The 24253-nt window shown below is 40.5% G+C and carries 21 protein-coding genes; 9 read left to right on the forward strand and 12 right to left on the reverse strand.

The features are described 5' to 3' along the window. Window positions 1-5: 5 nt before the first annotated feature. The 5 genes from H6541_01190 to H6541_01210 all read right to left on the reverse strand — a co-directional run bounded on the left by H6541_01190 (window position 6) and on the right by H6541_01210 (window position 7022). Window positions 6-1283 (reverse strand): alginate export family protein, encoded by a 1278-nt coding sequence (locus tag H6541_01190; protein MCB9014378.1) that lies wholly within the window; start codon window positions 1281-1283, stop codon window positions 6-8. Window positions 1284-1401: 118 nt separating this feature from the next. Next, entirely contained in the window at window positions 1402-2043 is a 642-nt protein-coding gene (locus H6541_01195) for a response regulator transcription factor (GenBank protein ID MCB9014379.1), read from the reverse strand. A gap of 41 nt (window positions 2044-2084) precedes the next feature. Continuing rightward, window positions 2085-3041, reverse strand: coding sequence for a sensor histidine kinase (locus H6541_01200; protein ID MCB9014380.1), 957 nt, complete (start codon window positions 3039-3041; stop codon window positions 2085-2087). Between the two features lie 218 nt (window positions 3042-3259). After that, window positions 3260-5125, reverse strand: coding sequence for an aspartate ammonia-lyase (gene aspA / locus H6541_01205; protein MCB9014381.1), 1866 nt, complete (start codon window positions 5123-5125; stop codon window positions 3260-3262). Window positions 5126-5315: 190 nt separating this feature from the next. Beyond that, window positions 5316-7022 carry a tetratricopeptide repeat protein gene (locus H6541_01210; GenBank protein ID MCB9014382.1) on the reverse strand — a complete coding sequence of 569 codons (1707 nt, stop codon included), beginning with the start codon at window positions 7020-7022 and terminating at the stop codon, window positions 5316-5318. 219 nt (window positions 7023-7241) lie between these two features. Between H6541_01210 and H6541_01215 the strand changes: the two genes are divergently transcribed. From H6541_01215 to H6541_01225, 3 genes are all read left to right on the forward strand, one after another. After that, a complete protein-coding gene (locus H6541_01215) occupies window positions 7242-7793 on the forward strand; it encodes a hypothetical protein (GenBank protein MCB9014383.1) in 552 nt (183 codons plus the stop codon). Window positions 7794-7927: 134 nt separating this feature from the next. Next, entirely contained in the window at window positions 7928-9157 is a 1230-nt protein-coding gene (locus tag H6541_01220; protein MCB9014384.1) for an insulinase family protein, read from the forward strand. Beyond that, entirely contained in the window at window positions 9157-9825 is a 669-nt protein-coding gene (locus H6541_01225; GenBank protein ID MCB9014385.1) for an O-methyltransferase, read from the forward strand. The genes H6541_01220 and H6541_01225 overlap by 1 nt, the downstream gene beginning before the upstream one ends. 80 nt (window positions 9826-9905) lie before the next feature. On the opposite strand, the gene H6541_01230 is transcribed toward H6541_01225, so the two are convergent. Then, window positions 9906-10730, reverse strand: coding sequence for a universal stress protein (locus H6541_01230; protein MCB9014386.1), 825 nt, complete (start codon window positions 10728-10730; stop codon window positions 9906-9908). Between the two features lie 148 nt (window positions 10731-10878). Further along, window positions 10879-11382, reverse strand: coding sequence for a 5-(carboxyamino)imidazole ribonucleotide mutase (purE, locus tag H6541_01235; GenBank protein MCB9014387.1), 504 nt, complete (start codon window positions 11380-11382; stop codon window positions 10879-10881). A 148-nt stretch (window positions 11383-11530) separates the two neighbouring features. Here purE and hpt point away from each other — a divergent pair, with 148 nt between their 5' ends. The 4 genes from hpt to H6541_01255 all read left to right on the forward strand — a co-directional run bounded on the left by hpt (window position 11531) and on the right by H6541_01255 (window position 14948). Next, window positions 11531-12070 (forward strand): hypoxanthine phosphoribosyltransferase, encoded by a 540-nt coding sequence (gene hpt, locus H6541_01240; GenBank protein MCB9014388.1) that lies wholly within the window; start codon window positions 11531-11533, stop codon window positions 12068-12070. Window positions 12071-12119: 49 nt separating this feature from the next. Next, window positions 12120-13289, forward strand: a complete 1170-nt coding sequence (locus H6541_01245; GenBank protein MCB9014389.1) for an adenylate kinase — start codon at window positions 12120-12122, stop codon at window positions 13287-13289. 87 nt (window positions 13290-13376) lie between these two features. Next, window positions 13377-14375, forward strand: coding sequence for a GTPase ObgE (gene obgE, locus H6541_01250; protein MCB9014390.1), 999 nt, complete (start codon window positions 13377-13379; stop codon window positions 14373-14375). Window positions 14376-14387: 12 nt separating this feature from the next. Further along, a complete protein-coding gene (locus H6541_01255) occupies window positions 14388-14948 on the forward strand; it encodes a phosphatase PAP2 family protein (protein ID MCB9014391.1) in 561 nt (186 codons plus the stop codon). Between the two features lie 54 nt (window positions 14949-15002). Here the strand turns inward: H6541_01255 and H6541_01260 are convergent, their stop codons facing one another. The 5 genes from H6541_01260 to panB all read right to left on the reverse strand — a co-directional run bounded on the left by H6541_01260 (window position 15003) and on the right by panB (window position 20739). Then, window positions 15003-15467, reverse strand: a complete 465-nt coding sequence (locus H6541_01260; GenBank protein ID MCB9014392.1) for a pyridoxamine 5'-phosphate oxidase family protein — start codon at window positions 15465-15467, stop codon at window positions 15003-15005. 195 nt (window positions 15468-15662) lie between these two features. Beyond that, window positions 15663-16019 carry a phage holin family protein gene (locus tag H6541_01265; GenBank protein MCB9014393.1) on the reverse strand — a complete coding sequence of 119 codons (357 nt, stop codon included), beginning with the start codon at window positions 16017-16019 and terminating at the stop codon, window positions 15663-15665. Between the two features lie 179 nt (window positions 16020-16198). Then, window positions 16199-19018 (reverse strand): hypothetical protein, encoded by a 2820-nt coding sequence (locus H6541_01270; GenBank protein ID MCB9014394.1) that lies wholly within the window; start codon window positions 19016-19018, stop codon window positions 16199-16201. 76 nt (window positions 19019-19094) lie between these two features. Continuing rightward, window positions 19095-19766 carry an RNA pseudouridine synthase gene (locus H6541_01275; protein ID MCB9014395.1) on the reverse strand — a complete coding sequence of 224 codons (672 nt, stop codon included), beginning with the start codon at window positions 19764-19766 and terminating at the stop codon, window positions 19095-19097. A gap of 145 nt (window positions 19767-19911) precedes the next feature. Next, the gene (gene panB, locus H6541_01280) at window positions 19912-20739 is read right to left on the reverse strand and encodes a 3-methyl-2-oxobutanoate hydroxymethyltransferase (GenBank protein ID MCB9014396.1); all 828 of its coding nucleotides are present in this window, start codon (window positions 20737-20739) and stop codon (window positions 19912-19914) included. A gap of 288 nt (window positions 20740-21027) precedes the next feature. Between panB and H6541_01285 the strand changes: the two genes are divergently transcribed. Both H6541_01285 and dnaK read left to right on the forward strand, forming a co-directional pair. Further along, on the forward strand, window positions 21028-22074 hold the full coding sequence (locus tag H6541_01285) for a DUF4249 family protein (protein ID MCB9014397.1): 1047 nt from the start codon (window positions 21028-21030) through the stop codon (window positions 22072-22074). A gap of 234 nt (window positions 22075-22308) precedes the next feature. Continuing rightward, window positions 22309-24225 carry a molecular chaperone DnaK gene (gene dnaK, locus H6541_01290; GenBank protein MCB9014398.1) on the forward strand — a complete coding sequence of 639 codons (1917 nt, stop codon included), beginning with the start codon at window positions 22309-22311 and terminating at the stop codon, window positions 24223-24225. The last annotated feature ends 28 nt before the right edge of the window (window positions 24226-24253 follow it).

The raw sequence follows: 24253 nt of genomic DNA on the forward strand, positions 1-24253 counted from the left end.
ATGGGTCAGTTAGGTTTGTTTTGCTTGAAAATATTCGGGGTTATGGTTAGTTGCAAGTAAAAAAACTGAGAAAATTTGTTATCCGGCACATTCTGAATTGTTTTCAGCGTTTGAGTCGGTAAAAAGAAACAATAACCGCTTTCAAGATCGCCCCATTCATTGAATTTGTATTTGAGAATCAGATCATTTTCAACGCCGAGTCCTTTGTCATTTGGTGTTGCCGGGTTGGTTTGAGCAAGTGCAAAACTGTGAAGCGTATTTCTTATGCTTGTTTTCTTTGAAAATTTGTAATCGAGCCACAGGTAATAATCAGCCAACCCGCCTTGTTTTGTATGAGTGGTAAAAGTTCTGAAATAATCAATGAAGCCAAAAAAACGGTGTCGGTTGCCATAAAGCGGATCGAAAAGTTTGTCGGTTTTGTCGGTTGTAATTGTTTGGTTATTTCCCGAGAGATAGCCTAACCCAATTCCAGTCGTAAATTCTCCTGTTTTGTAACTGGCATCCGCGTCTATCAGATATGCACTTACATGATTGCCTTTCTGGCTGCGGCCATACTGATAATAGGCATTAGCCCATACGTTGAGTTGTTTGGTTTTATACTCAGCGTAAAACCCGGTAGTATGCCGGAAATGAAGAGAAGAGGTGGTGTCGGTTTTGGTTATACCAGATGAAATATGTAAAAGAGACAGGTTTAGCCTGTCGTTTATTTTTTTGTTGAGCCAGAAAAAATTGAGATTTTTGATTCTGGACGAGGGGTACAGATTTTCTGACAGCGATTCTGCCATTGTATTCCAAACGATTCCGGTATGCAAATTCCAATGGTTGAGGTTTAATTTCATTACCAGTGCGTCATAGGCTATTCCATTTTGGTTCCAGTTGCGGTCGCCCAATAGTCGCCGGCTATCGTATACCAGCTGCTGACGGCCAGCCGAAATCCAGCCTGCATTTCCGATTTTTAATTCTGCATAAGCTTCAAGCAGATCGAGCGATGGGTTATCGCCAACGCCAGTTGAGTTGAGCGTAGTTTGGTCGCCCCATAACCTCACATCCTGGGGGGTTAGTTTTATTTTCAGATAATTATTCTCAAAGCTAAATGAAAGCCTGGTTCTCTGAGAAATCAAGGCAGTAGGGGATGAGCCTGCCGCAGCCAGTTTCTGATAGCCATCGCGTAATTCAAAGCGATTGCGTAATTGAGCATCGATACTGAATTGAGCATTACCATGTTGCACAAACAAAACAGTGAACAGCACAATTGAAATCAGATTTACGGAAAAGTGTTTCATCAATGGTGATTTTTTCAGAACAAAACTATAACCATTGATGGTGCTGAAAAACAGCTTTTAAACGTAAGTCTGGCTTACGTCTTTAGGCGCATGAATACGTTTTAATACTTAGCGTGGATTAAACTTCTACAATGCCGTTTCTGATGGCAAACATTACCAGGCCGGCAGTATTTTTTGAATCAGTTTTTAGTAGAAGGTTTTCGCGGTGTTTGTCAACGGTGCGTTTGCTGATGCGCAATATGTCTGCAATTTCCTGATTGGATAATCCCTGGCAAATGCGATAAAGAACTTCGAGTTCGCGTTCTGATAATTCTCCGGCTTTAACTGGCTTAGGTTTCCGGCTAATATTTTTTAATATACTGTCGAGGATTTCAGGTGAAAAGTAATTGTGACCAGAGATAACATTCCTTATGCAATCTTCCACATCCTGAATGCCTGAATTTTTCAGAATAAACCCTTTTGCTCCGGCATTGATCATGCGGGTGTAATAATCTTCTTCGGCATACATTGAAAGTGCAATAATTCTCAGATCCGGATTGAGTTCAATGGCTTTTATCGTTGTTTCTATTCCGTCAATTCCGGGCATATTGATGTCCATAAATACCAATCCGGGTTGTACCTGTGGTAGCATAGCTAAAAAATCACCTCCGCCAGAAGCTTCGTAAACCTTGCTGATGTATGGCAGGTTGCCTAACAACAGGCTAAGGCCTTCTCTGAAAAGTTTGTGATCATCGACCAAAAATACCGGAAATGCTTCCATACCTGAGTGGGGTTTTGTCATAGTGATTTGACTGATATGTTTTATCTTGAACCGGCTTTTAAATTTATAATGACATTGACCCTTACTCCTTCATTTTGTTTGGTGTAAATTTCAAAAGTGCCATTTAAGGACTTTATCCTCGATTTAATGTTTGAGAATCCCATCCCCTTGTCGCTGTATTCAGCCACTTCAATATCAAAACCAATTCCATCGTCGAGGTAATCCAGCGCAATTGTTTGCGCATCTGTCATCAACGATATAAAAACATTTTTGGCTTCCGAGTGCTTTAACGAATTAGATATCAACTCACAGATGACGCGGTATAGTATAACTTCAATATTATATGCAAATCGCTGATTGTCAATGTTGGTGTCAAAATTAATCCTTAAATTGCCGGTATAGGGGAGTTTTGAAATAAATGATTTGACGGCTTTTTTTAGTCCGAAACTATTTAGAATGTGAGGGCTCAGATTATTAGAAATTTCTTTGAGTGAAGTAATCGATTCATCTATCAGTTTACCGGCATTCGCCATCACTTTTTCATTTATCTCTCCATTATTGTCGCGACAAGCTGAAATGGCCATTTTAACTGAAGAAAGCAGGGGGCCGAGGCCGTCGTGCAGCTCTTTTGCAAAATTAAGTCTTTCGTTTTCCTCTGTTCGCACAATGGCCGAAAGTACTCTTGATTCATTTTCCTTGCGCAATTCTTCCATTCTTTTCTGAATATTGAAGATGCGTTTAATGAAAATCAGGCTGCCTAGCATGAGAATGGAAATCAAAACGCCTGTCCATGTACTAAGGAGTCCGGTTATCAGTTTGCTGTGTGAATCCATTAGCTGGAAAAACTCAAAAACCCTGCGGATGGCCATCAGTAAAAACGCAATAGAAATAAGCCACCAGGCTATATTTGTTTTGGTTCGGCGGGTGAGCGAAAGGGCAATAATGGCTGCTCCGAACTGCAATATAATGGATATAATCAGCGCGATTTTAATGGGCATGATCTGCTGTTTTTGCAAATTTAACAAATGCCTCCCCAATGGCAATAAAAGTGATGGGTTATTTGAAAAGTATTATTGCTGAAGGTAAAGCTTTTGTATCAATGGAAATAAAGGAGTGGCGGGTTGTTTTTCTCTTGATTAGATATATCACGATTGGCATAAAACTTACAGGGCAGGCTCGATTTGAGTCCTGCCCTGTAAGTTTTTTTATTCAATGATTAATTCATTTTTGTCATAATTCGGGGTGCAATCATGTTTTTCGGGTCAAGAATCTCATCAAGCTGCTCTTTGGTCAGTAGTTTATGTTCCAGTACCAGATCGTACACTCTTTTACCCCCCTCAAGGGCTTCTTTGGCCAATTTGGTTGAAGCTTCATATCCTATTACTGGATTTAATGCAGTAACCAGGCCAATGCTGTTGTACACCATTTCGCGGCACACCTGCTCGTTGGCTGTAATGCCCTTGATACAACGATGGTTAAGTGTGTTCATGCCATTTTTAAGCATTTCTATTGACTCGAAAAGGCTGTAAACAATGATAGGTTCCATTACATTCAGCTCGAGCTGTCCGGCTTCAGCGGCCATGGTCACCGTGAGGTCATTGCCAATTACTTTAAAGGCAATCTGGTTCACAACCTCGGGAATTACCGGATTTACTTTACCCGGCATAATGGTACTTCCGGGTTGCATGGGAGGCAGATTGATTTCATTCAATCCGGCTCTGGGGCCTGATGACAACAAACGAAGATCATTGGAAATTTTGGAAAGTTTAACAGCCAGACGTTTAACGGCTGATGAATACATAATAAAGGCTCCTGTGTCTTGTGTAGCTTCTACCAGGTTAGTGGCCAGTACTACTGGTTTTCCTGTAATTTCTTTCAGATGCTCAATAACAATTCCGCTGTAGCGGGGATCGGCACAAATTCCCGTGCCGATGGCAGTGCCACCCATATTTACTTCCAGAAATAACTCAACATTCTGATTCAACCGCTGAATTTCTTCTGATAGCATTACTGCATATGCTTCAAATTCCTGACCCAGGGTCATAGGCACTGCATCCTGTAACTGGGTACGACCCATTTTTATTACAGGAGCAAACTCTTTGGCTTTGAAATTAAATGAAGCAATCAGTTCACTTAAAACGGTAACCAGTTTCTCATTGCTTCGCAGCAGGGCAATTTTTATTGCAGTAGGATAGGCGTCGTTGGTAGATTGTGAGAGGTTTACATGGTTGTTCGGATGACAATATTCATATTGGCCCTTTTCATAACCCATAATTTCAAGCGCGCGGTTTGCAATAACTTCGTTGGCATTCATGTTTGTAGAAGTGCCCGCACCACCCTGAATCATATCTACAACAAAATGGAATGAAAATTTACCGTTGATGATTTCATTGCAGGCTGCAACAATAGCATCTTTTAAAGGTTTGTCAAGTAAACCAAGGTCATAATTGGCTTTGGCTGCAGCCAGTTTTACCATGGCCAGCGACTCAGCAAATACTGGATAAAAGTTAAGTTGAACTCCTGATATGTTGAAGTTTTCCAGCGCCCTTAATGTTTGTATTCCATAATAGTATTCATACGGAACTTCCCTGAATCCGAGCAAGTCATGCTCAGTCCGGGTGCGTCCTGACTCATATTGTGCTGCCGAACTTACCATACGGGCATTGGCATGGCGCATACGACGTGAAATAACCCTTGAAATATTTGAAAATATTTTGAGTGCTATCGGGCCGTTTTGCTCAAAAAACGCTTTGGGTAATTCTAATACCGTGGTTTTTTGTTTAACACGTGCACTTGTGCTGTGTGGTGAGTCTTCGGTGAGCGAGCCTTCACCTAAAAAATCATAACGACTGAAGTAGCTTAATCTTGTTTCGGCGCCAAATGGTGATTTCTTGAATAGCTCAACTTCTCCTTCGTAAATAATGTAAATGACTTCACGCGGACTGTTTTCATAAAACAGGTATTCCCCCGTTTTAAATACTTTTTCTTCAACAGCGGTAGCCACTGTTGTTAATTCCTGTGTGCTGAGGCCTTTAAAAAGCTCAATGTCAGCAATGAATTTGTTTACTTCTTTGGTTTCCATTTTGTGTAATTTATAGTGTTTGTAGTGGCATTGGTATTACTAATTCCTGTTAAAGTTTTTTTGATTTAAAATTTTCTCCAGGTTTTCGTTTTTGTTTTTTTGTTGGTAAAAATTTAAAGTTGTTATAATGAAAGTGCAAAAGAGCACGGGTATTTTGTTGAACATACATTCACGATTTCATGGCTTTGCTTTAGAGTGATGGTCTGCCGGGTTCAGTTTTTCCGAAATCAGGCATTATATTTTTATGACAATATTGCGTAATGGCATCACCGGCAGGTTTAAATTTTAGTTTGTAGGCCATAGTCCAGTCTTCACAGGCTAAATCTGATTTACCAGTCTGGTAATAGGCTACACCCCGGTTGTAATAAGCTTCGGCATAATCAGACTTTATCTTTAGTGCATCATTGAAATCGTGTATGGCACTTAAAGGATTACCGGCTTTTGCTTTAAGAATGCCGCGGTTGTTGAGTGCCAGCAGATAGCGCTGGTTGCGGCTGAGTGCAAGATCGTAGTATTTCAGGGCTTCTTCAGCACGATTGGCTGCGTCGTAGTAGTTGGCCAGATAAAAATATCCATGAGCCATATCGGCATCTGACCGGCGCTTTTCTATAACATCAGTAAGTAATGTGGGTGTGTCTTTCCATGTTTTGACACGCTTGAAAGTAGCCACACTTAGCAGGCCCGTTATAAGCAACAATGATACAATCAGCATCTTACGGTTGTTTCGTTCAATGCTTTCTTTCAAATCATAAATGTTGCTTACTAAACGTCCGGCAATCATAAACAAACCAATATATGGAATGTAGGAGTACCGATCGGCTGTAATAAATATTCGCGACCAGAAAAGTGGCAAAACTATGGCAATGCTTGCCAGAAAAAATAAAATGCCTGTAATGAATTCTCTGCGGTTTTTGCCTGAAAACCACACGGCAGCGATTAACCCCAACGGTACAATTGCGGCACTGTAAACATAGTTTGGGAGATTCCCATTTACTATTTCAGGAAATGCATAAATGGCTGATAAATTGGTTGGAATAACTGATTTGATAAGGTAAAACGAAATGCCATAAATCACCAGAAAAATGCGCTCAATCCAATTGTAATCATGCTCCAGTACGGTAATATGACCAAATGAAGATGCTGCCTTTATAGCAATTAAGCCAAAAATGAGTGAAAAAATCAGGAAGGGTATTTTTTCAAATATTATTCTGAAACTGAATTTACGGCCTTTATAAAAATCCATCAAAAGTAAAATCAGCGGAAAGCTAACAGCCATTGATTTAGAGAATAGCGACAAAAGTGCAAACCCTAATGACAGCATATAGTATTTGTTTTTAAAACCTTCGTCCAAATATTTATCCCATGCCAACAGGCCTGACAGGAAAAAAAAGGAATAAAGTCCTGAACTTCTGGTTGATATCCAGGCTACAGCCTCAACATGCATGGGGTGAATAGCGAATAAAAGCGCAACAACTGTGGCAGGAATAACTCCCTTCATCCAACGCTTCATAAGCTTATAAACCAGCAATGTATTTATAAGATGCAGAAGGATATTGGTTAAGATGTAAGGCCATGCTGTATCTCCAGCCATTTTGTAATTCATGGCAAAACTTAATACAGCCAGGGGCTGGTACATTCCCAGATGAAAATCTGAAAATATGGCAGCTGTCTGAATAGGGCCGTTGCCGCTTACAACCTGGTTTGACAAGTATTCTCCATCGTCCCACCCAATCAGAAATTGATTCGACAATGCGCCTGAATAAATCAGAAAAGTGAAAAACAAAAGTAATCCGATAGTAAATTTCTCAGCCGAAATACTTAGATTTCCTGGCAAGTATAGGTGTACTTGTCCGGTTTTTAATTTCTCTGTTTTGATATACTTGAACGAGCCAGCCATATGTAATTCGCTGTAGGTTAAACGGGCTTAATGATACTGCAAAGTTATAAGTTTACTTGTGATCCGAGATGATACCGGTATTTGTTTTCTTTGTGTTTGTTTTATTTATGCTTGTTGCGAATTTTAGTGCCAATTTTTTTCTTTTCTAACCAAACGGCCATTTCTATTTGTAATTTTGAGCTGACTTTGTCATAATCATGAACCAACCCGAAATAACAGATGACGAAAAATGCATTCATTTCATTAGCAGCAGCATTGTCCTTACTTATCATTACTTCATGCGGAAATAATAAGGGTAAATTGCTGACAGATCGTATTCAGTACGATGTTACAATTAAAACACCAGATGTGGATTTGGAGTGGTTTGTACAGAATCTGGAAGGGCCCAAACGTGAAAAACTGGTTCAGGCCATTATCAATACGGCAAATTCAGGCAAACTGAAGATGTATGATGTGATGACCAATAAACCAATGACTCCTGCTGAGTTGAAAGAGCGGAGCACACGCAAGGAGCTGATAACTCTGCAACGTGCCTATGCTCCGTATGAAGATTATGATTCTATTGTTAGTACTGAGCTGCAGCTTTCAGATATTACAAGGGTGAGATTTCTGGAAGAGTGGTATTTGAATGAGAAAAATGGTTTGATAACCAAAAAGGTTATTGCCATTTGTCCTTTGGTTGAAAGTTATACAGAAACCGGTGAATTGCGTGGCTACAATCCGCTTTTCTGGCTCTCTTTTGAAAAAAACTTCCCGCTCGAAGCCAAGTGATTTTCTTTGTGAAATCAATTTTATTTTGTCTTGTCATGTAAATCGGGTAATCAATTATTCGTTTTGCCTGATTTAAATGTTCTGATTTTTCGCCTGTTAATTTTAACTAATTTTGCAACCCTTAATTCTGGCGGATGCAATATCTATTTCATACTCTTCCCAATGGCATACGAATCGTTCATCGTCATTCCGACATGTTGGTCGGGCATATGGCCGTAATGATCAATACTGGATCCCGGGATGAAAACCCAGGAGAAGAGGGACTGGCTCATTTTATTGAGCATGTGATTTTTAAAGGTACCACCAAGCGCCGGCTTCATCAGGTATTGGGCCATCTCGAAAATATTGGTGCAGACCTCAATGCTTATACTACCAAGGAAGAAACATGCATTCATGCTTCTTTTCTCAATACTTTTTACCCGCGTGCCATTGACCTTTTTGCCGATATTCTTTTCAATTCTACATTTCCTGAAAAAGAAATTGCCAAAGAAAAGGATGTGGTACTCGACGAAATTAATTCCTATAAAGATTCACCTTCAGAATTGATTTTTGATGAGTTTGAGGAAATGCTATTCAGTGGCCACCCGCTGGGGCGTTCAATTCTGGGCTCCCCCTCTTCAGTGAAACGAATCAGCCGCAAACGCATTATCTCATTCCTGTCCAATCATTACCACACCGACCAGATTGTAATCAGTTCAGTAGGCAATATTCCTTTCAAACGTCTGATTAAACTTATAACAGCTTCATTCGGGCAGGTTCCTGAAAATCTCCGGACACAACCACGGGTTAATTTTTCCCCCTTGCCGGCACAGCAGATTGTTCAGCCCCGGCGGGTGTTTCAAACCCATTGCATTCTGGGAAACCATGCCTTTAGTTATGCCGATTCACGGCGTACGGCATTGGCTTTGTTAAACAATATGCTGGGTGGCCCGGCCATGAACTCGAGGCTGAGTATGGCCCTGCGTGAGCGCAACGGTATTGCCTATAATATTGAATCAGTTTATACGCCCTATGCTGAAACAGGTTCTTTTATGGTATATCTGGGAATTGATAATGGATCGCTTGACAAGGCAGTGGCTATTGTGCACAAGGAATTAAAGAAATTTAAAGATAAAAGCTTGGGCGTGCTTCAGTTACATACTGCCAGACAACAGTTTATTGGGCAATTGGCTATTTCATTTGAGTCAAACCTGAATGATGCTCTTTCAATGGCCAAAAGTGTGCTCGTTTACGATACAGTCGATACTCATGATGTACTGATTTCAAAAATCAACGCAATTTCAGCCGCTCAGCTTCAGGAGGTCGCTTGTGCAATTTTCGATACCAATCAACTGAGTATGCTGGTGTATCAAAAACGAAAATGATGAAAGAACTTTTTGAACGTCCGCAGTATCAGACAACTACGCCTGCTTACGAACAGTATGCTGTTGAGCATACATCTCCTGAAACGGATTTAATGCAGCAACTGATACGCGAAACCCATCTTGCGGTGACTACACCCGGTATGCTGTCAGGGCTTTTGCAGGGAAGGTTACTTCAAATGTTGAGTCATATGATTCAGCCTGAATTGATTCTTGAAGTTGGGACTTTTACGGGTTATTCGGCCATTTATCTGGCCTCAGGACTTGCTCCGGGCGGAAAACTGCATACCGTTGATAACAATCCTGAAGTTGCTCATATAGCAAAAAAATACATCAGCGAATCAGGTTATGAAGACCGAATTGTTACTCATCAGGGAGATGCCATGCAAGTAATACCAACTCTTCAAGGTCCTTTTGACCTGGTTTTCATTGATGCCGATAAAGAAAACTACTTAAATTATTACCTCACTGTTTTGCCAATGGTGCGTAAGGGCGGTTTTATTCTGACTGATAATGTTCTTTGGTATGGCAAGGTGTTGAATGAAAATGCCCTTACAGATAAAGAAACCCGTGGAATAGTTGCTTTTAACAGTTTTATAAAGGAAGATACATCAGTTGAGCACCTTCTGCTTCCGGTAAGAGATGGCTTGATGATGGTCAGGAAAAAGTAAGTGCTATTCAGCCTATTGCCTGAAATGATTATCAGTGCTTTAAAAAGTCTTGTGCATACTGAAGCCGGTTATTCTGCTTGTCAGATGTTTTTTAACCCGCTGTGACATAAAACCGGAATGGCTGAAAGGTTGTTAATCAGGGTTTCTTTGTCGGCCTGAGCCAGATAGTAGTGTTCTTCTGATTTAACTGACATAATTGAGATAAGACCAGCGCCGGTTTCTTTTGCATATTCCGCCGTTTGGCGGGCAAACCCGATTGAAATTACTCGAAGGTCATCAATAACGCGTTTGAAAGAGATGGAGTTTTCAGTAAAAATTTTCTCTGCTAAAGCAATGTTTTCCTTTATTTCATCAGAAATGGCTTCACCTTTTAATGCGACCGAATAAATGTGCACTTCGGCTTTATAGAGCTTGGCCAAGTCAGCAGTGGATTTGATGAGAATGTCAAAGTTTTTGTGCCCTCCAACCGGAAAAACTATTGGACTAAAGTGGTGATTTTGGCATTGTTCCTGCACAATCAGGCAGGGAATAGAGATTTTTCGTACGAGTTTGAGAATGTCAGCTCCAAATAATTTTTGCCTGAGGCCTTTGACACCATGTGTGCCGATGACCAAAATAAAATTCTCTCTGGAATTGGCAATCAAAGGAATTTCATCAAAAATGCTTCCCTCCTTTAAGATAAAGTCGCTGTCAATTCCATGAGAGGCAATGCTTTTCGCTAAAACATTCAATTTGTCTTCAATTGCCAGCGGGGTTTCATCTATATCCCCCTGCGTGTTGTTTTCGAGGAGGTGTAATAGCCGGATTGAACACATTGACTTTTGAGCGATGCTTATGGCCTGTAAAATTGCTTGATCTGAAGCTGGGGTAAAATCTACAGGTACTATAATTTTTTTCGATTCCATTTTTCTGTCTTTTAGTTGAAATCCGGTTAGTCATAACTGTAATTTATCGCGACTTCAGTTTTTTACCTTAAAAAAGAGAAGCATCATTATGGTTGAAAAAGCATGACATTTAATGTTAGCTTAATCAATTGTTGAATACCAGCAGGTGTCAGACCCTGAATTCGTATTTAACAGTACTTAACTCTTCATTGGCTTTAACAATCTTGGTCTTCAACTCTTCTTTAAAGCTGAGGAGTTTATTGTAAAGCTCTTCATCGCCTGTAGCCAGCATCTGAACAGCCAGAATACCTGCATTGCGGGCGCCATTGATAGCTACGGTGGCTACCGGGATTCCGGGAGGCATTTGTACCATGGCCAGCAGGGAGTCAAGACCATCAAGTGAAGCTTTGATTGGTACTGCAATTACCGGTACTGCAGTCATGGCAGCAATTACTCCTGCCAGATGTGCAGCCATACCGGCTCCGGCAATAATAACTCTGATGCCTTTTTTATGGGCTGATTTGCTGAAAGCTTCAACTTCATCAGGCGTCCGGTGTGCCGATAATGCATTGATTTCGAATGGAATTTTAAATTCGTTCAGAATCTCAGCAGCCTCTTTCATTACCGGTAGGTCAGAAGTGCTGCCCATAATAATACTTACTTTTGGTGTCATATTTTTATTGTTTTCTGCAAAATAAACAAAAACAAGCCTTACTTGTTTCCACTATTTGTTATGAAATAAAGCTTTTTATAACTTATCGGCGATATATTTTGCTATAAAGGTATTTGTCGTATTTTTGAAGATTATTAAAAAGCCCGGGATGAAAAACAGAGTAAAAGTAAAAGACAAAGAATTTGAAGTATTTATCAAGGCAGAAGATATTGATAAAGCAGTGGCCAAAGTTGCCCAGGGAATAAATGCCGACCTTAAAGGCCGTGTGCCCCTTTTTCTTGTTGTTTTGAATGGTGCATTTATGTTTGCATCTGATTTGATGAAGAAAGTTGAAATTGAAAATAATATTTCATTTGTAAAACTTTCATCCTACACAGGAACACGAAGCTCTCAGGTGGTGAACGAACTTATCGGGCTGAACGAAGTTGTGAAAGGAAGAACAGTGGTTATTATTGAAGATATAATTGATACAGGCTTAACCATGCGCCGTATGCTCGATATTCTTCACAATCAGGAAGCTGCAGATGTAAAAATTGCAACGCTTTTTTATAAACCAGAAGCCTTTAAATCTGATTATAGTATTGATTATGTAGGTATTGAAATTCAAAATGATTTCATTTTGGGCTATGGCCTCGATTATGATGGCTTTGCCCGAAACCTGCCTGATATCTATAAAATTGTTGAATAGAAGGCCGATGTTTTTAAATCAATCTGAAACATAATATAACTTTTCGTTTATGCTCAATATTGCACTTTTTGGCCCTCCTGGAGCCGGTAAAGGTACTCAGTCGGCGCTGTTGATCGAAAAATATAAACTTGCCTACATCTCTACCGGAGATTTGTTGCGTCAGGAAATTGCGGAGGAATCAGAGCTTGGTAAAAAGGCAAAAGATATTATTGGCCGTGGTCAGCTTGTTTCTGATGAGCTCATTGTGCAACTTATTGAGAAAAGAATTATTATGAGCAATGATACTAACGGGATTCTGTTCGACGGATTTCCGCGTACACTTGTTCAGGCATATATTCTTGAAGGACTTCTCTTGAAACTAAACACTTCGCTGGCTTGCATGTTGAGTCTTGAAGTGCCCCGCGAAGAGTTGATTACCCGTTTGCTTGAAAGAGGAAAAGTGTCGGGCCGCAGTGATGATACAGCTGAAGTTATTCAATTCAGGCTGCAGGAGTATGAAAATAAAACCAAACCAGTTGCTGAGTTTTATCGTTTTCGCGATAAATATATTCCCATTCATGGCGTTGGGTTAATTCCTGAAGTTTTCGGGAGATTGACAGAGTCTATTAACCGTACACTTCAGAATGTTTGGTTTAATCTTGTTCTCACAGGAGCTCCGGGCTCAGGTAAAGGTACTCAGGGCCGGCTTTTAGCTAAAAAATATGATCTCTATTATATCTCCACCGGTTCTTTACTGCGCCGTGAAATAAAAGCAGGGTCGGAAATCGGCTTGAAAGTGAAAGACTTTATGGAGAGTGGGGGGCTTGTTTCTGATGAAATCGTTATTCAGCTCATCGAACGCGAAATTCAACAGCATAACACGGTTAAGGGATTCGTTTTTAAAGGTTTCCCGCGTACAATTGTTCAGGCATATATTCTTGACGGACTGTTGAGAAGGCTTGACTCTTCTGTTTCTTATTGTATTGAATTAAATGCTTCAACCCTTGAATCGATAAAACGTTTAAGTGCGCGGGCAAAAACACCTCAGGCCCGGTTATACGATATGAATACCGATGTAATCGTGCACCGATTGGAGGAATATACTGAAAAAACAATGCCGGTCGCTGACTTTTACAGCAAGCAACAAAAGTTCTCAACCATTGATGCTGTTGGGGATCAGGAACACGTATTCAACAGGTTATGTACCAAGGTGGAAGAAGCTATGCGTATACTGAGGTAGTTCGTTTTTCGCCCTTTAAATTATGCAGCCGGCTGGTCCGGCTGTTTTTATTATCTTTGCAGCCCGGTAAAATCCGGCAAATCAGCCATGTCATCATCAAATTTTGTAGATTACGTCAAATTGAACCTGCGTTCCGGTAAAGGAGGAGCCGGTTCTGCTCATCTTTTACGAACCCGGGGTAACGCTAAAGGCGGCCCTGACGGAGGCGACGGAGGAAGGGGAGGGCATATCATCATTAGAGGGAATGCCCAGCACTGGACTTTGCTCCATCTGAAATATACCAAACACATTAAAGCCAGCGATGGCGTTAGTGGAGGAAATAACAGACGAACCGGCGCAGAAGGGGAAGATGTCTATATTGATGTGCCTCTTGGAACTGTGGTTAAAGATCCGGAAACCATGGAGCAACTGGCCGAGATAACTAAGGATGGTGAAACATGTATCATTGTGCCGGGCGGCCGCGGCGGACTTGGTAATGATCATTTTAAATCTTCTACTTTTCAAACACCTCGTTTTGCCCAACCCGGCGAACCTGGTATGGAAGTCTGGCGTATTCTTGAATTAAAAGTTTTAGCAGATGTCGGACTTGTAGGCTTCCCTAATGCCGGAAAATCAACCCTCTTATCTGTAGTTTCTGCTGCAAAACCTGAAATCGCTGATTACCCATTTACTACACTCAGGCCAAATCTGGGCATCGTCGCTTATCGCAATGATCTTTCCTTTGTCATGGCTGATATTCCCGGTATTATTGAAGGCGCCTCTGAAGGACGTGGACTTGGCCTTAGATTCCTCCGCCATATTGAGCGTAATTCAGTTTTGTTGTTTATGATTCCTTCCACTTCTCCTAATATTCGCAAAGAATACCAAATCCTGTTAAACGAACTGGAACAGTTTAATCCTGAGTTGATTGATAAAGCAAGGGTGCTGGCGATAACTAAATGCGATTTACTGCCTGAAGAAGAGCTTAAAAAACTGAAAAAGAGAAAGATGCCTGATATTCCTGTGGTATTTATTTCTTCACAAACCGGGCTTGGGGTTGTTCAACTTAAAGATGAGGTCTGGAAAGCACTGCATGGTGAGTTCTAATCTGCTACACAAATGATAGAATGGATTATTCAGTTTGATCAGCATCTGTTCCTCCGGCTCAATGGCCTGCATTCGCCTTTTTTTGATTTTTTTATGTTCTGGATGAGCGATAAGTTTATCTGGATTCCTTTGTATGCCTGGCTTTTATTTTTGATGATAAAAGAAAACCGTAATAAAGCCTGGCTGGTAGTTTTGATGATTGTTTTGTTGGTTTTACTCACTGATCAGTTATCAGTGAGGCTTTTTAAAGATGTTTTTCATCGTTTGAGGCCTTGCCATGAGCCTGCTTTGGAAGGAATGGTTCGCACGCTATTTGGCCATTGTGGAGGGCAGTATGGGTTTATTTCATCACACGCCTGCAACACAGCCGGTATTGCTGTATTTGCAGGGTTAATGTTGAGGTCCCGAAAGTGGTTACTCCCGCTTTTGCTGAGCTGGTCGATTACAATCTCCTACAGCCGTATTTACCTCGGTGTTCATTATCCGGGTGATGTTATTACTGGTATGTTGTTTGGAGCTGCCCTGGGGTATTTGATTTATCGTCTCTTTATTCTGATCAAGAAAAAATGGTGAACAAATCTTCTCCTTCTTTTACCCGAAGCAAGGTTTGAGTTGTTTTCTGATTCGCTAGTAGCCGAAAGCTTTAGCTTCAATCTTTGTGGCCTCTATTTTCATTACAGTAACATTCTTCACTGACGGTTCGCTGTATGAAAAGTCGTCGCGTTGCGTGTATTGCTTCATAATCAGGTTCAGAATGCTGATTTTTTCATCATAGTCTTCCACAAATTCAACCCTTCCTCTTATCAGTACACTTTTGTACCGCATGCCATAACTGCAGGCTACATTTTCTGATTGCTTGTAAAGTTCGTGCGAGTTGCTGAAGGTAATGCACACGTTGGGATTGGCTTTTAAAATTTCAATCTTCTTACCTGCAGGTGCAGAATGCAGATAAACAGTGTTGTTTTTATAACCAAAGTTAAATGGCAGTGTGTAGGGCAGGTTATCCTGGTCAACCATGCCAACATTGCATACTTCACAGGATTGTATGATTTCTTCAATGGCTGAAATCAGGGTGATCATTCTACTTTTCATAAATCATCTTATTTTTCTACGAAAGTACAAATTGGTTAAATACCTTGTCATATTTTTGATGGATTGAGCGAATTTCCTCGCATGTTTTAATGGAAGTAAAATCAAATATTGCGCTTCATCAATTTGAAAGGCGTTGTAAATAAGGGGAATAGAGTTTACTTTAGCAGTAAACTATGGTGGGTGTACTTGGATGTTTTATGCTTTTGGCTGAGAATCTGATGCTACCATTGAACTTAATACAGTATTGACTGCAGAAAGAATAATGCTAAAAATTAATGCATACCAGAAGTTTTCTACATAAAAGCCATTAAGCAGATTGGATGCCATCATGATGATTGTTGCGTTGATAACCAGCAGAAAGAATCCAAACGTAAGCAATGTAACGGGTATGGTAAATATGATAAGTAAGGGCTTTACTATTGTGTTTAAGAAAGCTATAAGCAAAGCAGTTGAAAATGCTGAAAAAAATGATTCAAGTTCAACCCCTGGAAGTATGTATGACGTAATAATAACTGAACATGTTGAGATAAACATTCGCAGGATAAATCGCATAAAGAATTGATTAGATGATTTTTCAGTAATGATATTAGCTAAGTTAGCAGGTTTTGTATTTGCAAAATAAGCCAAACAGTATTTTATTTTTAATTCGATACAATGTAATGCCTGTATTGGCATTATTTTTTAAGATAATTTTTAAAGGGACCCCTTGTTTTTTGTTGTTAAAGCAAGGGTTAGTATTGGTATAAATTCATCGAGAAAAGTAGTTCAAAAGCTGTTTGTTTACTGTTTAGCAAATACATTGTTCTGATTCCAAGGCTTACGGGTGTGCTTAAGCCTAATAAATGTATATCGGAAGTCAGATCTGCTCCTGCAGAATTATAATACGTTGTTTTGCCTGAAGATAAGGCACTGGTGAAGTCATAAAATGCAGCAGCTCTGATGCGTTTGATAAACAGAAGCCCTCCCAGGTGTCTGTCAGGGTAAAATAGCGGTAGCCTGTAAATGGCTTTCAGGCTGCTCACTTTATCGGCATTGGGAATTATGAGATATCCCCTGCTTACACTAATAATATTGGCAAACCTGTAGGTTTCGGGATTTGATTGCTGAAAACCGGAATATATTTGAAATGAGTGATTGGCTGCCAATCCGGGAAGATACACCTGAGCTGCAACAGCTGCAATATTTCCGGCTTTTATCTGGCCGAAAGGTGTATGCCTGTATTTTAATTCTAAATTAAATCCCTTTTGTGGAGCCAAATCGCGATAAGCCTGCCTTTTATAGTGGTAAAAAAATGTCCGGTAGGTTAAACCGGATAAGTCTCCTTTTGTAAATTCTATGGGTGTTGACACGTCATGTTCCAGATGTGTTAGATTATGTGATATCTCGGCAAACAGACCTGTGCTATATGGCCCTCGTGATAAATTAAGCGATTGCGAAATGCTGAAATCAAAGTTGGTTTCATTCCAGGTGAAACGCCTTGGGGTTTCATTTTGCTCATTGGTCATTGATGCCCTTTTCCCGGTTGAGAACTTAGCACTGAAAACAGGGAACCAACCTTTCCATGTGATCTCGCTGCGTATCATCCCTTCCTTTTCATCCATATTATAATCATATCCGGCTGATATGCTCAATGTACTTAGTAAATTCTGACTCATTACAGAAATGCCCGGCCTTACAGTTTCTCCCCCAATGTCAACAAAAACGGGTGCCCAGCTGTGAATGCCAAACAGATTCAGCCCTTTTTTATAAGTTTTCGCTTTATAGGGAGAGGTGGTAATTGAGTCGGGGAATGAAAAATGGTTTTCTTGCTCAGAAAGTATTTCGGCCAGAGGGAATTCCGGCGCTTTTTCAGGCTCATATGCAAATTCGTTGCTTTTTGTCAGATCAACGTTGGCAATCCTGTACCCATCTGCAGTGTAGGTTGCGTATAGCATTTGATGCTGAGCAATGGAGGCCTGTGTTGCACCAAATGGCTCATTTGTGCAAACAAAAAGTGATTTTGTAGCCGGGTTGAGTTTAAAAATCTGACTTTTCCCCGAAAATGTACCTGAGAAAAATATCAGGTCATCTGCAAATGCGGGATTACTTATTTCTGAATAGGAAAAAGGAGTAAGAAAGTGGATGTCTGTCTTTCCCGGGCTTGCACAGGCCAGTGCTTTTCCTTTGTTGCCGGTTAGTATAAAAATTATTTGCTTTCCATCGGGCGACCACTGCAACGATGCAGCAAACAACCCGGCTGGAAAAGGAATGCTTTCTGTTTTCTGGTCAGATTTTATGATCTTAAGGTAACTTTCGCCAAGGGTTCCGATTGTAATTACGGCGATGTCTTTCCCGTTCGGAGCTGCTACAGGTGAAAAATTTCTGTCGGAAGTTTTTAGTTTGCGAAGTTCGCCCGTTGTGGGGTTAAGCATGATGATAGTGGTAAAGCCGACTGTTTCCCATCTTACATGCGGGCGGTTTTCTATCCAGGCAAGCCATCCGCCACTGTATGAAATTCTGTCGTCAGGCATATAACCAGGCGTATATATAATTTGTTCCCGGCCTTTTTTATCAATACTTACGATGCGGGGTATGTCTTTATATGATGTTTTCAGGGCAACAATCAATGTATCGTTGATGAAATGTGGATGGTTGTAATTTGTATAATTATCGGGCTCATGCAGCAATTTTATCTGATGGCTTTCTGTTGCCTGCCCTTTATGCCATAAGCTGTCAAGATAAACCATGCTTTCGAGGTAAATCCCTTTTTTGTTTAAACCGGATACTTTTTTAAGCCCGTTATTAAATGGGGTTATTGTATAAGGACGCCGGGCTGTAAAATTCAGTGCGGTATTCCAGAGATTATTTCCGTATTTTTTTCTGGCTGCTGCTACAATGTGATATCCTGTAATGTATATGTCCGGCACGAAGTCTTTGTATGAACCCAGGCTTGCTTTCGCATAACTGTATGTTCCTTTTTCTTTTAACTGAGCGCGCAAAGGCATTTCAAATGCAGGTACTCTGCCTCGCCCTGATTTTCCCAATGCAGTTTCTGCTACAACTGCATCACCTTCAATAAACCATGAGGGAACAAAAAGGCCTGTTGAAACAACAACAGCCTGTTCTCCAAAGACTATTCCCAGGCTTTTGGTGATGCCCTGGTTTAATTTTGATAGCTGAGCAATGTGCCTGTATTCATGCAGGGCTAATTGTTCAATCCATGGTTGCGGATATAAGTCCTGTGGGGGTGTTGTAAGAAATTCTATTCGTCTTGGAGCCCATATTGAATAAGCATTTGAAACTTCACTTTCGGTGTGAAATATCAAAGGCGTTTTACGCACATTTGCCTGTAAACCAGAGGAAACTTTGTTCCTTGCATACTCAAATAAAACTGCAGCTTTCTGGGCTTCCGGTTCGTAATGTGACGGGAAAATCAATCTGAATCCGGGTGTTTCAATCTGTTTCCATTGATGGGATGCCCTGGCCTGACCTATATCGTAATATTGAGCCTTCGCCTGAGGCAATGACAGAAATGCCAGAAGAAGTATTATTAATTTTATGGGTTGTTTCACGGTGTAAGGTTAGAATCTAATCATCAAACAAGATTCATTCGGTTTTGTCTCAACCACATTTATTTTTTTGTACGTTTTACAGATTGAAATACAGCCATTCAGGTTTGTCAGGAACAGGAGCTGTTATAATTGTACTTTGTTTTGTAACCGGATGGATAAATTCCAGCCTTCGGGCGTGTAAACTGATAGAGCCATCCTCGTTTGATCGGGCCGCGCCATATTTGAGGTCACCTTTTATATGGCATCCTATGGCCGAGAGCTGAGCCCTGATTTGATGATGGCGTCCGGTTATCAGATTTACTTCAAGCAAAAAGTAAGTTTTTCCTGAGCCAATCAGTTTGTAATGTAATTCAGCCCTTTTTGCACCTGATGTCCCTTCTTTAACTTTATAGGACTTGTTCTGTTGCTCGTTTTTTTTTAAAAAATGAATCAGAATTCCTTCTTCCCTTTCGGGTCTTTTGTCAACTATTGCCCAGTATGTTTTGCTAATCTCACGTTCTTTAACCATTTGCGTGAGGCGGGTAAGTGCCTTTGATGTTCTGGCAAAAATAACAGCTCCACTCACAGGGCGATCGAGTCGGTGAACCAATCCCAGAAAGACCTCGCCCGGCTTATTGTATTTGTTCTTAATATATGCCTTTAATGTTTCAGTGAGAGGGATGTCTCCCGTTTTATCGCCTTGCACAATATCTCCGGGCCTCTTGTTTACAATCAGAATGTGGTTGTCTTCAAACAATATTTCGGGCATGTTTTCCATAGGAAAATGCTGATTTATTACAGAATATGATTACTGTCAGAAAAATACTGTCTATATGACAGCCCAACTAAGTGATGGCTTTTGATGAAAACAGCTGATTTGGCCTGAATCTGAATAACCCAGGCCTGTCACTTTTTCAATACTGTTCTCTTTCATTCGGAAAGTCAACAGTTTTTACATCTTTGATATAGGCTTTTACTGAACCTTGAATTTCTTCGCTCAGATTGTGATATCTTCTGAGAAACCGCGGAGAAAATTCCTGCGTTATGCCGAGCATATCGTGCAAAACCAGCACTTGTCCGTCAACTTCTGAGCCAGCTCCGATTCCGATAATGGGAATTTTAATTTCGCTGGTAACCTGAGCTGCAAGTTTGGCGGGTATTTTCTCCAAAACAATGCCAAAGCAGCCTGCCTTTTCAAGCAAATGAGCATCTTCAACCAGCTTTCTGGCTTCATTCTCTTCAGTAGCCCTGACTACATAGGTGCCAAATTTATGAATTGATTGCGGTGTTAAGCCAAGATGACCCATAATTGGAATTCCTGCGGAAAGAATGCGATCTACTGATTCAAGGATTTCACGGCCTCCTTCTAATTTTACAGCATCTGCTCCTGATTCCTTCATGATTCTGATGGCCGAACTCAAAGCCTCTTTTGAATTGCCCTGATAAGTGCCAAAAGGCATGTCGGCAATTACCAAAGCCCGTTTTACCCCCCGAATCACGGATGTGGCATGGTAAATCATTTCATTCAGCGTTATCGGAAGCGTAGACGTGTGCCCGGCCATCACATTTGAAGCAGAATCGCCAACGAGAATCACATCAATCCCTGCCTTGTCAATTAGTCTGGCCATGGAATAATCGTAGGCAGTTAGCATGGCAATTTTCTCATTCTTCAACTTCATTTCCTGCAACACATGGGTGGTTACTTTTGTAACATTCGAGAATTTTGATACCTGGGAATCCATCAGCGCTGGTTTTTAATTTAGATTAGTGAAAATTCATTCGCCTGTAGTCCAGAATGCTGATCTTTAAAAAAAATCAGTCAGTCTGTCCGTTTTTATTTTGCAAAACTACAAAAGAAATCGGGATACAGGCCATGAGGCTGTTGCAGGTATGCCACTAAAAGCTTTAGTATTGTATAAAAATATACAAATGCTGGAATTGAAGTCTTTGATTTTGTATGATTGAATGCTTAATTACATTAATTTTGCTTTTCTGATTACTGTATTTATTAACTGCCAATGCTATTGTCAATGAAACGAAGATTCTTTCAGTTACTGGTTGCTGTATTCCTAACCGGTTGTTTTGTTTCTTGTGAAACAGATTTTGATGTAACCGGTGAGTGGAAAGATATTACTGTAGTTTATGGGCTGATTAGTCAAAATGATTCGGTTCATTACCTGAAAATAAATAAAGCTTTTCTTGGTGATGGTAATGCACTTACTTACGCTCAGATTGCTGACTCCAGCAGTTATGGCGATAATCTGGAAGTCGTTGTTACCGAAAAAGGGTTGAATGGCAGTTTCCGATCATTTACATTCGATACAACTTCTGTATATAATAAGGAAGCAGGGCTGTTTTATTATCCCGGTCAACTTGTTTATAAAGGAGAATTTAAAGTTCCTTCAAATCTTTCTGATAACGATTATACCTATACCGTTACCATTACGAATAAACTCACAGGTAAGGTGGTGTCAGCCGATACGAAACTTGTTAAAAATTTTACTGTGGAAACTCCCCGTCCCGGTCAGCAGAGTATTAATTTTACGATGGAAAGTAACCAGAGAATAAAATGGAACTCTGCCAAAGACGGAAAGAGATATAATGTGGCCATTCGATTCTGGTTTGATGAGGATTTGAAGCAAAGTACTGATACACTTCACAGGTATATTGACTGGGAATTCAGTTCTGTAAAATCAAGTTCAATACAGGGTGGTGAACCTTTGGAAATCGTTTATACTCCGGGTAACTTCTTTAACGTATGCAAAAACTTAATCCCATATAAGGATGGCGATGCGCTGAGTGAAGACAATGTGCAGGCAAGGCTTGTCAACCGGATTGAGTTTCTTTTCTCTGTTGCCGGTGATGAATTGAATACTTATATGGAAGTAAATGAGCCTTCATCTGGCATTGTTCAGGAAAAGCCTGAATATTCGAATATTACAAACGGAATAGGCCTGTTTTCCTGCCGGTATACAAAAACAACCGAAACCTCTGCCGTGAAAATGAAGGTAGGCCCCTCTACCGAAGAGCGGTTGATGAATGAAGGCCTGAAGTTCGTTAAAAAAATAGGCAATTAAACTTCTGCATTGCCTTTTTAGTCATTTGCTGACGAAATGTCAGAAAAAATGTCATAAAGCCATAAAGGACCGATAATTATTTATCGGTCTTTTGTTTTTGTATAACATTGAATAACAAGGGTATAGATGAATTTAGGGTGAGAAGTGCCTGTCTTTTGTGTCGCATTGGCAAGCTTGGCATAATCCTTGAAAACAGGCATGAAACAAAAAGATAATTTTAAAAATTCAGATAAAATGGGTAAAATAATTGGAATTGACCTTGGTACAACAAATTCGTGTGTAGCCGTAATGGAGGGGAATGAACCGGTGGTAATCCCCAATAGCGAAGGACGCCGCACAACTCCATCTATTGTTGCGTTTACCGACAATGGCGAACGTAAAGTGGGAGATCCTGCTAAAAGGCAGGCTATCACCAATCCTGAACGTACGGTATTTTCTATCAAACGTTTTATGGGCGAAACATTTGACAGAGTTACCAAAGAAACCGGACGTGTTCCTTACAAGGTTGTAAAAGGTGACAATAATACATCAAGAGTTAAAATTGACGACAGACTTTATACACCTCAGGAAATTTCAGCAATGGTTCTTCAAAAAATGAAGAAAACCGCCGAAGATTATCTTGGACAAACAGTGAGTGAAGCCGTTATTACTGTTCCTGCCTATTTCAGTGATTCACAGCGTCAGGCTACCAAAGAAGCCGGTGAAATTGCTGGTTTAACAGTTAAGCGCATTATTAATGAACCTACTGCAGCCGCTCTTGCCTATGGCTTAGACAAAAAAAATCACGATATCAAAGTTGCAGTATTTGACCTTGGCGGCGGAACCTTCGACATTTCAATTCTTGAACTTGGTGAAGGCGTTTTTGAAGTTAAATCAACCAACGGTGATACACACCTGGGAGGTGATGATTTTGACCATAAAATTATTGACTGGCTTGCCGATGAGTTTAAGAATGATGAAGGAATTGACCTTCGCAAGGACTCAATGGCATTACAGCGCTTGAAAGAAGCAGCTGAGAAAGCTAAAATTGAACTGTCAAGTTCAACTTCTACTGAAATCAACCTGCCTTACATTATGCCGGTTGACGGAATTCCCAAACATCTTGTTCGTACGCTTACACGTGCTAAATTTGAACAAATTAATGATCAATTGATTCGTTCAACAATTGATCCTTGCCGTCAGGCATTGAAAGATGCCGGTTTGAAGGTTTCTGATATTGACGAGGTGATTTTAGTAGGAGGTTCAACCCGTATTCCTGCAATTCAGAAAATTGTTGAAGAGTTTTTTGGAAAAACACCTTCTAAAGGGGTTAATCCTGATGAAGTGGTGGCTGTTGGTGCTGCTATTCAGGGAGGCGTTCTTACTGGTGAAGTAAAGGATGTGTTGCTGCTTGACGTCACACCTCTGTCTTTGGGTATCGAAACAATGGGTGGAGTCATGACCCGCCTCATCGAATCAAACACCACCATTCCTACAAGAAAATCTGAAGTATTTTCAACTGCCAGCGATAATCAGCCTTCTGTTGAAATTCATGTTTTACAGGGTGAGCGCCCAATGGCACGCGACAATAAGAGTATTGGCCGCTTCCATCTTGATGGTATTCCTCCTGCACCAAGAGGTGTGCCCCAGATTGAAGTAACTTTTGACATTGATGCCAACGGTATTCTTAATGTTTCAGCAAAAGATAAAGGAACTGGCAAATCCCAGCAGATCCATATTGAAGCTTCATCCGGACTGTCAGACGATGAAATTAAAAGAATGAAAGATGAAGCTGAAGCAAATGCTGAATCTGATCGCAGGGCAAAAGAAGAAGTGGATAAGCTCAATAGTGCTGATACAATGATTTTTCAAACTGAAAAACAGTTGAAAGAATATGGCGACAAGCTTCCTGCTGATAAAAAAATGCCTATCGAAAAAGCATTCAACGATTTGAAAGAAGCACATAAAAACAAAGACTTTGCCGGAATTGATGCTTCATTGGCAGCGTTAAATACTGCATGGCAGGCAGCCAGCGAAGAGATGTATAAAGCTACTCAGGCGCAGGAAGGACAACCCGGCGCCGGACCAGATGCTACAAACGCTCAAGAATCAACAGGCAAAAGTCAGTCTGATTCTGAAGTTACCGACGTAGATTTTGAAGAAGTAAAGTAAGCTTCTGTATTATTAATTAATTTGCATG

The organism is Lentimicrobiaceae bacterium (assembly GCA_020636745.1).
Classification (GTDB): domain Bacteria; phylum Bacteroidota; class Bacteroidia; order Bacteroidales; family Lentimicrobiaceae; genus Lentimicrobium.

What these genes read in the sequence shown, in the direction of transcription:
- H6541_01275 (MCB9014395.1), bottom strand. Translation starts at nt 19,766, where the DNA reads ATGCCCGAAATATTGTTTGAAGACAACCACATTCTGATTGTAAACAAG.
- obgE (MCB9014390.1), top strand. Translation starts at nt 13,377, where the DNA reads ATGTCATCATCAAATTTTGTAGATTACGTCAAATTGAACCTGCGTTCC.
- H6541_01255 (MCB9014391.1), top strand. Translation starts at nt 14,388, where the DNA reads ATGATAGAATGGATTATTCAGTTTGATCAGCATCTGTTCCTCCGGCTC.
- H6541_01260 (MCB9014392.1), bottom strand. Translation starts at nt 15,467, where the DNA reads ATGAAAAGTAGAATGATCACCCTGATTTCAGCCATTGAAGAAATCATA.
- H6541_01195 (MCB9014379.1), bottom strand. Translation starts at nt 2,043, where the DNA reads ATGGAAGCATTTCCGGTATTTTTGGTCGATGATCACAAACTTTTCAGA.
- H6541_01230 (MCB9014386.1), bottom strand. Translation starts at nt 10,730, where the DNA reads ATGGAATCGAAAAAAATTATAGTACCTGTAGATTTTACCCCAGCTTCA.
- aspA (MCB9014381.1), bottom strand. Translation starts at nt 5,125, where the DNA reads ATGGAAACCAAAGAAGTAAACAAATTCATTGCTGACATTGAGCTTTTT.
- hpt (MCB9014388.1), top strand. Translation starts at nt 11,531, where the DNA reads ATGAAAAACAGAGTAAAAGTAAAAGACAAAGAATTTGAAGTATTTATC.
- H6541_01200 (MCB9014380.1), bottom strand. Translation starts at nt 3,041, where the DNA reads ATGCCCATTAAAATCGCGCTGATTATATCCATTATATTGCAGTTCGGA.
- H6541_01245 (MCB9014389.1), top strand. Translation starts at nt 12,120, where the DNA reads ATGCTCAATATTGCACTTTTTGGCCCTCCTGGAGCCGGTAAAGGTACT.
- H6541_01215 (MCB9014383.1), top strand. Translation starts at nt 7,242, where the DNA reads ATGACGAAAAATGCATTCATTTCATTAGCAGCAGCATTGTCCTTACTT.
- H6541_01225 (MCB9014385.1), top strand. Translation starts at nt 9,157, where the DNA reads ATGAAAGAACTTTTTGAACGTCCGCAGTATCAGACAACTACGCCTGCT.
- panB (MCB9014396.1), bottom strand. Translation starts at nt 20,739, where the DNA reads ATGGATTCCCAGGTATCAAAATTCTCGAATGTTACAAAAGTAACCACC.
- H6541_01265 (MCB9014393.1), bottom strand. Translation starts at nt 16,019, where the DNA reads ATGCGATTTATCCTGCGAATGTTTATCTCAACATGTTCAGTTATTATT.
- dnaK (MCB9014398.1), top strand. Translation starts at nt 22,309, where the DNA reads ATGGGTAAAATAATTGGAATTGACCTTGGTACAACAAATTCGTGTGTA.
- purE (MCB9014387.1), bottom strand. Translation starts at nt 11,382, where the DNA reads ATGACACCAAAAGTAAGTATTATTATGGGCAGCACTTCTGACCTACCG.
- H6541_01285 (MCB9014397.1), top strand. Translation starts at nt 21,028, where the DNA reads ATGAAACGAAGATTCTTTCAGTTACTGGTTGCTGTATTCCTAACCGGT.
- H6541_01190 (MCB9014378.1), bottom strand. Translation starts at nt 1,283, where the DNA reads ATGAAACACTTTTCCGTAAATCTGATTTCAATTGTGCTGTTCACTGTT.
- H6541_01210 (MCB9014382.1), bottom strand. Translation starts at nt 7,022, where the DNA reads ATGGCTGGCTCGTTCAAGTATATCAAAACAGAGAAATTAAAAACCGGA.
- H6541_01220 (MCB9014384.1), top strand. Translation starts at nt 7,928, where the DNA reads ATGCAATATCTATTTCATACTCTTCCCAATGGCATACGAATCGTTCAT.